Origin of the sequence: Sphingobacterium sp. (assembly GCF_039596235.1) — a bacterium.
GTDB lineage: Bacteria > Bacteroidota > Bacteroidia > Sphingobacteriales > Sphingobacteriaceae > Sphingobacterium.
Genome location: NZ_JBCNKE010000009.1, coordinates 324,728 through 332,328, shown reverse-complemented (window position 1 = coordinate 332,328; position 7,601 = coordinate 324,728). Strand labels below are relative to the sequence as shown.

7 protein-coding genes are annotated in these 7,601 nt (G+C 42.6%); 3 read left to right on the top strand and 4 right to left on the bottom strand.

The features are described from left to right. Positions 1-148: 148 nt before the first annotated feature. A complete protein-coding gene (locus tag ABDW32_RS18955; protein WP_343565209.1) occupies positions 149-613 on the top strand; it encodes a hypothetical protein in 465 nt (154 codons plus the stop codon). Between the two features lie 423 nt (positions 614-1,036). Here the strand turns inward: ABDW32_RS18955 and ABDW32_RS18950 are convergent, their stop codons facing one another. Next, positions 1,037-2,209 (bottom strand): acyl-CoA dehydrogenase family protein, encoded by a 1,173-nt coding sequence (locus tag ABDW32_RS18950; RefSeq protein ID WP_343565207.1) that lies wholly within the window; start codon positions 2,207-2,209, stop codon positions 1,037-1,039. A 130-nt stretch (positions 2,210-2,339) separates the two neighbouring features. Here ABDW32_RS18950 and ABDW32_RS18945 point away from each other — a divergent pair, with 130 nt between their 5' ends. Both ABDW32_RS18945 and lat read left to right on the top strand, forming a co-directional pair. Next, entirely contained in the window at positions 2,340-3,869 is a 1,530-nt protein-coding gene (locus tag ABDW32_RS18945) for an aldehyde dehydrogenase family protein (protein WP_343565205.1), read from the top strand. Between the two features lie 19 nt (positions 3,870-3,888). Next, positions 3,889-5,175, top strand: coding sequence for an L-lysine 6-transaminase (gene lat / locus ABDW32_RS18940; protein WP_343565202.1), 1,287 nt, complete (start codon positions 3,889-3,891; stop codon positions 5,173-5,175). A gap of 74 nt (positions 5,176-5,249) precedes the next feature. Here the strand turns inward: lat and ABDW32_RS18935 are convergent, their stop codons facing one another. From ABDW32_RS18935 to ABDW32_RS18925, 3 genes are all read right to left on the bottom strand, one after another. Continuing rightward, positions 5,250-6,014, bottom strand: a complete 765-nt coding sequence (locus ABDW32_RS18935) for a suppressor of fused domain protein (protein ID WP_343565200.1) — start codon at positions 6,012-6,014, stop codon at positions 5,250-5,252. A gap of 63 nt (positions 6,015-6,077) precedes the next feature. Next, positions 6,078-6,527 carry an energy transducer TonB gene (locus tag ABDW32_RS18930; RefSeq protein WP_343565199.1) on the bottom strand — a complete coding sequence of 150 codons (450 nt, stop codon included), beginning with the start codon at positions 6,525-6,527 and terminating at the stop codon, positions 6,078-6,080. Between the two features lie 72 nt (positions 6,528-6,599). Next, a complete protein-coding gene (locus tag ABDW32_RS18925; protein WP_343565197.1) occupies positions 6,600-7,583 on the bottom strand; it encodes a hypothetical protein in 984 nt (327 codons plus the stop codon). Between the last annotated feature and the right edge of the window lie 18 nt (positions 7,584-7,601).

The window sequence follows — 7,601 nt, the reverse complement described above, 5'->3', positions numbered from 1 at the left end:
CGTCTTTATCTTTTTCTGTTTTCCCTCCGTTTCCGTTGGGACTGCAAAGGTAGAAATCTTTTTCGGACTTCCAAAAAAAAATGAAGTTTTTTTTCTTTTCCTTTTTCCGATTTCTGCGTTTAACTCCCGTTAAACCCTTCTTTTTTTCATGATCATCCCTTTCGGAGCAACCGTCCCTCCCTTGCGGAGTGGTGCAAAGATAGGAAGTTTTTATAATCACTTCCAAGCCTTTTGTTCTTATTTCTTTCATTTTTCCGCTAACTGGCTGTACCCTTGGGGGATTGTTTTTGTGAAACAGGATCCCGCAGGGGATTTCCTGGGCTCCGGCGGGGCACGGTGGCGGCAAAGGGTGTGCGGTAAGGCCAAAAAGGCCGGTCAGCATAGGGCCGCTACGGGATCTGCGCTGACGGGTTGGGACTGGCCCCGCGGCGGAAAGTATGGCAAGGCCAGGGAATTACTCCCGGCAGTGCCAAAAGGCCGGTTACGTAGGGATATGGGGCAGGCATCCGGGCGAACGGTTGGGGTATCAAACAATAGTAAGCTCGGCAGAAAAGGTACAAATAGGGCGGGTCAGCGTCTGTACAGATTAACTGTTTGGTTAGGGTTTAGTTAGGGTTTGTTTAGGTATAGCTTAGGTAAAAGCTAATGAATACCTAACTAAATCCTATCGTAACTCTAAACTATCACTAAGTTATTGGTTAAGTTGCGTATAAGCAGGTGATATAATGGTCAAAAGCGGATCGCTTACCAGCGAGGTAATGGGTTTTGACTTTTGGGGTCCGGCCTGAAGGGGCAGCCCGATAGCTGGCATCTATCCCCGATTAGGGCGCACGGCAGCAGGAGGGGAACTGAAAAAACAATGAAAAGCGCTCAAATGTATAAAACCCGCTCGGAGCGCGGTTTTCGAAATGGAAAGCCAAAAATTACGAATCAAAAAATACTTTAAGCACTTTAATGTCTTAAAAAAGAAATTCACAACCGTTAAAGACGATTGTGAATATTATATCCCACATATAATTTAATAGAATAAACAGCATTAAGAAGAAAATGCATTGAGCCCAGTGATATCCTGGCCAGTAATCAATAAATGAATATCGTGAGTTCCTTCATATGTAATAACCGACTCAAGATTCATCATATGCCGCATAATTGGAAAATCTCCGACAATACCCATTCCTCCCAAAATCTGGCGGGATTCACGCGCAATCTGTAATGCCATATGCACATTATTCCTTTTGGCCATGGAAATTTGCTGTGGGGTCGCTTTCCCTTCATTCTTTAAAAGTCCCAAGCGCCAAGACAACAACTGAGCCTTTGTAATTTCAGTCAGAAATTCAGCCAATTTTTTCTGTTGCAGCTGAAACCCGCCAATTGGTCGGTCAAATTGGTGACGCTCCAGGGCATATTGAACAGCAGTTTCATAACAGTCGATCGCCGCTCCTATTACACCCCAAGATATTCCGTACCGCGCAGAATTCAAACAAGACAGCGGCCCACGCATCGAGCTGACCTCAGGCAATACGTTTTCAGCGGGAATAAAGACATCATGAAAAACCAGCTCCCCAGTTTTAGAAGCTCGTAAAGACCACTTATGTAATGTTTCCGGTGTTTCAAAACCATCCATTCCACGTTCAACAATTACTCCCCGCACCTTTCCAGCCTCATCGCGTGCCCAAACTACAGCAAGATCACATATTGGTGAGTTTGTAATCCACATCTTGGCCCCGTTCAATAAAAAACCACCATTACTCGCCATCAACCGCGTTTCCATCCCTCCGGGATCAGAACCGTGGTTCGGTTCGGTTAAACCAAAAGAGCCTACAAGTTCCCCCGAAGCAAGTCCTGGCAAATATTTACGGCGTTGTTCTTCGCTACCATAGGTATATATTGGATACATCACCAAAGAAGATTGCACCGAAGCCGCCGAACGAACCGCAGAATCACCCGCCTCTAGTTCCTGCATAATCAAACCATAGGAAATCTGATCCAATCCAGCACCACCATACTCCACAGGAATATAAGGCCCTAAAGCACCGATCGCACCAAGCTTGGGCATCAATCCTTCTATGGCCTGATGCGCCTGCGCCGCTTCTTCTATGACTGGTTTTATTTCTGAGCGAACAAAATCCCGAACGGCATGGCGGATAAGCTTATGCTCTTCCGACAAAAGGTCGTCCACTTGAAAATAATCAACATTTATTTGTTTCATAATCGTATAGTCTACATTAGCTCACCTAAGATAATAAAATATTTTCAAACTGAACAATATTCACACACATCTTGTTTAACAGAATTTTATTCCCTATATTTAACATATTCCACGAATAAAATAAACCATTATGATAAAAAAAGAACTTAAAATACTCGGCATAACATCCCAGAATTTAGGCTCGTCAACAGGCCGAAAGTGGTTTTCTGGTGGTGAAGTATTCGAATCCCTATCTCCAGTAGATGGAAAACTCATTGCAAAAGTTTCAGGTAGCAGTCAGAAGGACTATGAGACAGTCATTGCTGATGCCCAAACCGCATTCAAAGTCTGGCGACTTATCCCCGCGCCGAAGAGAGGAGACCTGATCCGTCAATTAGGCGATAAATTACGCGAATTGAAACCGACACTCGGAAAATTAGTCTCCTATGAGATGGGAAAATCCTATCAAGAGGGCATGGGGGAAGTGCAAGAAATGATTGACATCTGTGACTTCGCGCTTGGGCTATCCCGACAGCTCTATGGCAATACCATTCATTCCGAACGTCCCGGCCATCGCATGTATGACCAATATCATCCTTTAGGTATAGTCGGTATTATTACCGCTTTTAATTTCCCTGTAGCCGTGTGGGCATGGAATACAGCCATCGCTTTGGTCTGCGGAAACACAGTCGTATGGAAACCCAGTGAGAAAACGCCACTATGTGCCATTGCCTGCCAAAAACTATTAGCAGAAATCCTCCATGACAATGGATTACCTGAAGGTATCTCCAACCTAGTCATGGGCGACAAAGAAGTCGGTGAGTGGCTTGCTGCTGACAACCGCATCTCCTTAGTGTCGGCAACAGGATCAACACGCATGGGAAAAGAAGTTGCTGTTACCGTCGCACAACGGTTGGGCAAAACGCTTCTGGAACTTGGTGGCAACAATGCGATTATTGTTACCCCAGATGCGGATCTCAATATGACAATCATCGGCGCCGTATTTGGAGCCGTGGGGACAGCAGGACAACGCTGCACCAGCACACGACGACTTATCATCCATGAGAGTATCTACGACAAAGTCAAAAAACAACTGACAAAAGCCTATGGTCAATTAAAAATTGGCGATCCTTTGGACACAAAAAATCATGTAGGACCATTGATTGATAAAGCCGCCGTAAAATCATACTTAAACGCACTGGACAAAATTAAAACACAAGGGGGGAAACTTCTTATTAAAGGAGAGGTACTGGAAGGCAAAGGATATGAAAGTGGCTGCTATGTACAGCCCGTTATTGCCGAAGTCGAAAATCATTATGAGATCGTGCAACATGAAACTTTTGCCCCCATTCTATATTTAATAAAGTATCAGGGTGATATCGGCAATGCTATCGCATTGCAAAATGCTGTCAGCCAAGGCTTGTCTTCGGCTGTGATGACAAACAATCTGAGAGAAGCTGAACTATTCTTGAGTGCTGCCGGATCGGATTGTGGCATAGCAAACGTCAATATCGGTACCTCAGGTGCTGAGATCGGTGGGGCCTTTGGTGGAGAAAAAGATACCGGCGGTGGCCGGGAATCCGGTTCGGATGCATGGAAAGCATATATGCGTCGCCAGACAAATACCATTAATTACACAACAGACTTACCATTGGCACAAGGTATAAAATTTGATTTATAAACCATTCAGATTCGAGATTATGAGCAACGTACATGAAAGACTAAGTAAACATATATTGGCAGACGGGTTTCCATTGGTCATGGATATGGAAAAATCGCACGGATCTTATGTTGTCGACGAAAATGGAGATGAATACCTGGATATGTTTAGCATGTTTGCCTCCATGGCCGTTGGCTATAACCATCCCCATCTGGTTAAGCACCGTGAATTTCTAGGGAAGATGGCAGTCAACAAACCGGCGATATCGGATGTATATCCGAAAGAATTCGCAGATTTCGTGGACACCTTCGCCCGTGTGGCTATACCAAAAGAACTCCCCTATGCGTTTTTTATTTCTGGCGGCACATTGGCGGTGGAAAACGCACTGAAAGCGGCTTTTGATTGGAAAACAAGACTTAATCTTGCTCAGGGTATACAAAAAGAAGCGAGTCAGGTCATCCATTTTAAACAGGCTTTTCATGGTAGATCAGGCTATACGCTCTCTTTGACAAATACACAAGATCCCAGAAAATACATGTATTTTCCAAAGTTTAACTGGCCACGGATAACTAATCCTAAACTTGCGTATCCTTTGACAGCAGAAAGTCTCGCCTGGACAGTAAGCCTGGAAGAAAAAGCAATCGCCGAAATCAATCAAGCCATCCACAACAATCCCAACGATATTGCCTGCATCATCATTGAACCAATACAGGGCGAAGGCGGGGACAATCACTTCCGTAGAGAATTTCTCCAGCAACTGCGTCAAATCTGTGACAAGAATGAAATTCTACTGATTTTCGATGAAGTACAGACGGGCCTGGGCATTACCGGGAAAATGTGGGCTTACCAACATTATGACGTTATACCAGATGTTCTTGCATTTGGTAAAAAAGCGCAGGTTTGTGGCATATTGGCGAATAAAGAAAAATTTGATCAAGTTGAACATCATGTGTTCAAAGAATCCAGCCGCATAAACTCAACGTTTGGCGGAGATTTTATGGACATGCTCCGCTTTAAACTCATTCTGGAAGTTATCGAACAAGAAAATCTTGTGGCCAATGCGACGGAGAAAGGCGCCTATCTCAGAAGTAGGCTACAGGAAGTTATAAAAGATAGACCTCAGCTCAGCAACCTAAGGGGGGAAGGATTATTTGTTGCCCTGGATTTTGAATCTGCCGATTCCCGTAACGAATTTATCAAAAGGGCATATGCCAATAAATTGATTATGTTGGGCTGTGGCGAGAAAAGCATTCGCTTTAGACCACACCTGAATGTCAGTAAGGAGGATATCGACAAAACAATAGCAATTATCAACGACAGCCTATAATACAAAAATGCAGTATTGTTGGAGGATTTACCGCTAACAATACTGCATTTTTCAATTGGCAATGGCCAAGATCATTATTTTCGACAAACATTTGGACGATCTATATCTACAAGTTCCGAGATCCCATATTCATCAAAAAGATCCAATAGCGCATCCGTTCCTTCCTCTAGTTTGAAATCCATCTCTTCCTTATAAACCGGAATCATCGCATAGAAATTAATGATATTCCCATCTTTTGTTTGAAGCTCCAAAAATTCTTCATCAAAACTCAACATCGGCGGCAATAAGAGCATACAGCCGAAACCGGTATTTGCTATTTCTTCGGCCTCCATCCCATTGGGGATCGTATGGCCATAACCCAGCCATGTTTTATACTCATGCGGAAAACGTGCCAACCTTTTCAAAAAATATACTGGCCAGTAATTGTTATCATCCTGAAATTCCTCCTCTCCTATTTTCCAATCCGCGGGAAGTACAACCATTAATTCTGCACGCTCATAGGCTTGCTTATCGTCTATCTCCTCCGGAACGTTCATTGGCAGATCACTCATACCCGAAGTTACCAGGATATTGTATGGATAATTCGCCGTAGGCTTGATCCAATGTACATCGATATGTACAAGCTCGGATATAATTTCGTGAAAGACCAGATCGGGTTCAGCGATATATTTTGCCAAATGATCCTCGATCTCTTCCAAATAAACACACTGCACCTCAGGGAATAAATCTTTTGGATCTTTTTCCTTCGGCTGATTTTCATAACGATACACAGTCGAACCTCCGGCAGTAATTTCAACATCTTTCTTTTCGGTAGAAGACTCGTCATCTTCTCCGCTCATGATTTTTTTGACTCTATCCCAAAATGACATATGATGCGAATAATGGTTAATTTTATATATTATTTACTCAAGGACAGCAACAACCGGCTGCCGAAATTTTGTTTTAACCGGCTTTCCCTTGACTAAGGCTGGCATCCATTGCGGTGATTTCCGCATTGCTGCTAATACAGCCTTCGCAAATTCAGGGTTTACCTTTTCCCTATTCTCAATTTCGATATTACAAATCGCTCCATCCTCACAAACGATAAAATTAAGAACAGCTGTTTGTCGTGAACCATATTTTGCATAAGCGACACTGTCCATGGAACTCAAAGTACCTGTCAGATCAAGGTTCTTTTGTAAGAAATTTGACCATGCCGTTAAGCCGCCTTTAAAATAAGGAAATTCATCCACATTTTGAACTAAGCTATCCGCCGGAATGTTACGAACCGCAGCGGTTTGTGCTTTTGAAGTCAAACAAACGAGAAACAGTAGAACTGTCGAAACAATAATTTTAAAATTTGCTGAACACATACCTGATCCTATCCATAATCATACCACTCAAACGTATTTCTGAAACAACTTATTATTTTAAGTTCTTCAAATTCAATTTAAGGGCATCTCAATCTCGGTGATAAAAGCTCCTTGATCATCCAATAAAAAGCTTATCGGTTGTTCAGGATTTTTAATAATTTCAAACAGGGTCAAACCCCAGGGTTTCCAGAAATTTTCCAACACCTGACCGTACGTTTTATTCTGCCAATGATCAAATATTGGCTTCATCGACATGTCCGCTAAAGGCATAGGTTCAACATAGACCTTCTGCGGTGTATTTAGATAAGTGTAATCTGGCAAACGATTAAAAAGGTAAGCAGAATAGAAATAGCGCGCACATAACTCTTCAAACTGGATGGGATGCAGCTTCTTCCCAGCAATCACTTTTAATATGTCCTCATGATAGATATTGTTCGTCGCATTATCCTGAAGACAGGCAATGAGGGCAAAATCTTTCATCCGAATAGAAAAAATCAGGGTATTTATTTCATCGCGATACATAAAGGTATCAGACGCATTATTAACGGGAACCACAACAAGTGAAAATGGAAGTGTATTCTCAAATTCCATCGGAACGACCAACGACTGCAACATTGCATGTAGATTGGTAAAACGTTGTGCCAGCGCCTGGGAAAAATTCATCTCCTCACCAGAGGCTTTCTGTTGCCGGATACCAGCAAGAATCTCGTTGTAGACAACACCATAGATGATTTTTGACATCCATTGAAACAATAATAATGAATCCAACTGCTTCACTGCATCATAACCTTGTTCAAATGCCTGTTCCACCGCACGTTCCATCTGTTCTATTGCATCAGCTGTTTGCATCGAGCATGGAAGTTTTAGAGACTTATAAGTCACCAGATTTTCATCCAACATCTTGAAAGGTTTATCTTCCAATTGAAAAGATTTCATCATCCAAACAGGAAATACCTGAATACACTCCTCTTCAGACTGAAGTTTATTGCCTGTTAAAAAACAAATAGTCGGATCAAACTGAAATTGTTTGAAGGGATTATACAAAGTTGTTGCCATAATGCCAACAAAGTTAAT

What these genes read in the sequence shown, in the direction of transcription:
- ABDW32_RS18955 (WP_343565209.1), top strand. Translation starts at nt 149, where the DNA reads ATGATCATCCCTTTCGGAGCAACCGTCCCTCCCTTGCGGAGTGGTGCA.
- ABDW32_RS18945 (WP_343565205.1), top strand. Translation starts at nt 2,340, where the DNA reads ATGATAAAAAAAGAACTTAAAATACTCGGCATAACATCCCAGAATTTA.
- ABDW32_RS18950 (WP_343565207.1), bottom strand. Translation starts at nt 2,209, where the DNA reads ATGAAACAAATAAATGTTGATTATTTTCAAGTGGACGACCTTTTGTCG.
- ABDW32_RS18935 (WP_343565200.1), bottom strand. Translation starts at nt 6,014, where the DNA reads ATGAGCGGAGAAGATGACGAGTCTTCTACCGAAAAGAAAGATGTTGAA.
- ABDW32_RS18925 (WP_343565197.1), bottom strand. Translation starts at nt 7,583, where the DNA reads ATGGCAACAACTTTGTATAATCCCTTCAAACAATTTCAGTTTGATCCG.
- ABDW32_RS18930 (WP_343565199.1), bottom strand. Translation starts at nt 6,527, where the DNA reads ATGTGTTCAGCAAATTTTAAAATTATTGTTTCGACAGTTCTACTGTTT.
- lat (WP_343565202.1), top strand. Translation starts at nt 3,889, where the DNA reads ATGAGCAACGTACATGAAAGACTAAGTAAACATATATTGGCAGACGGG.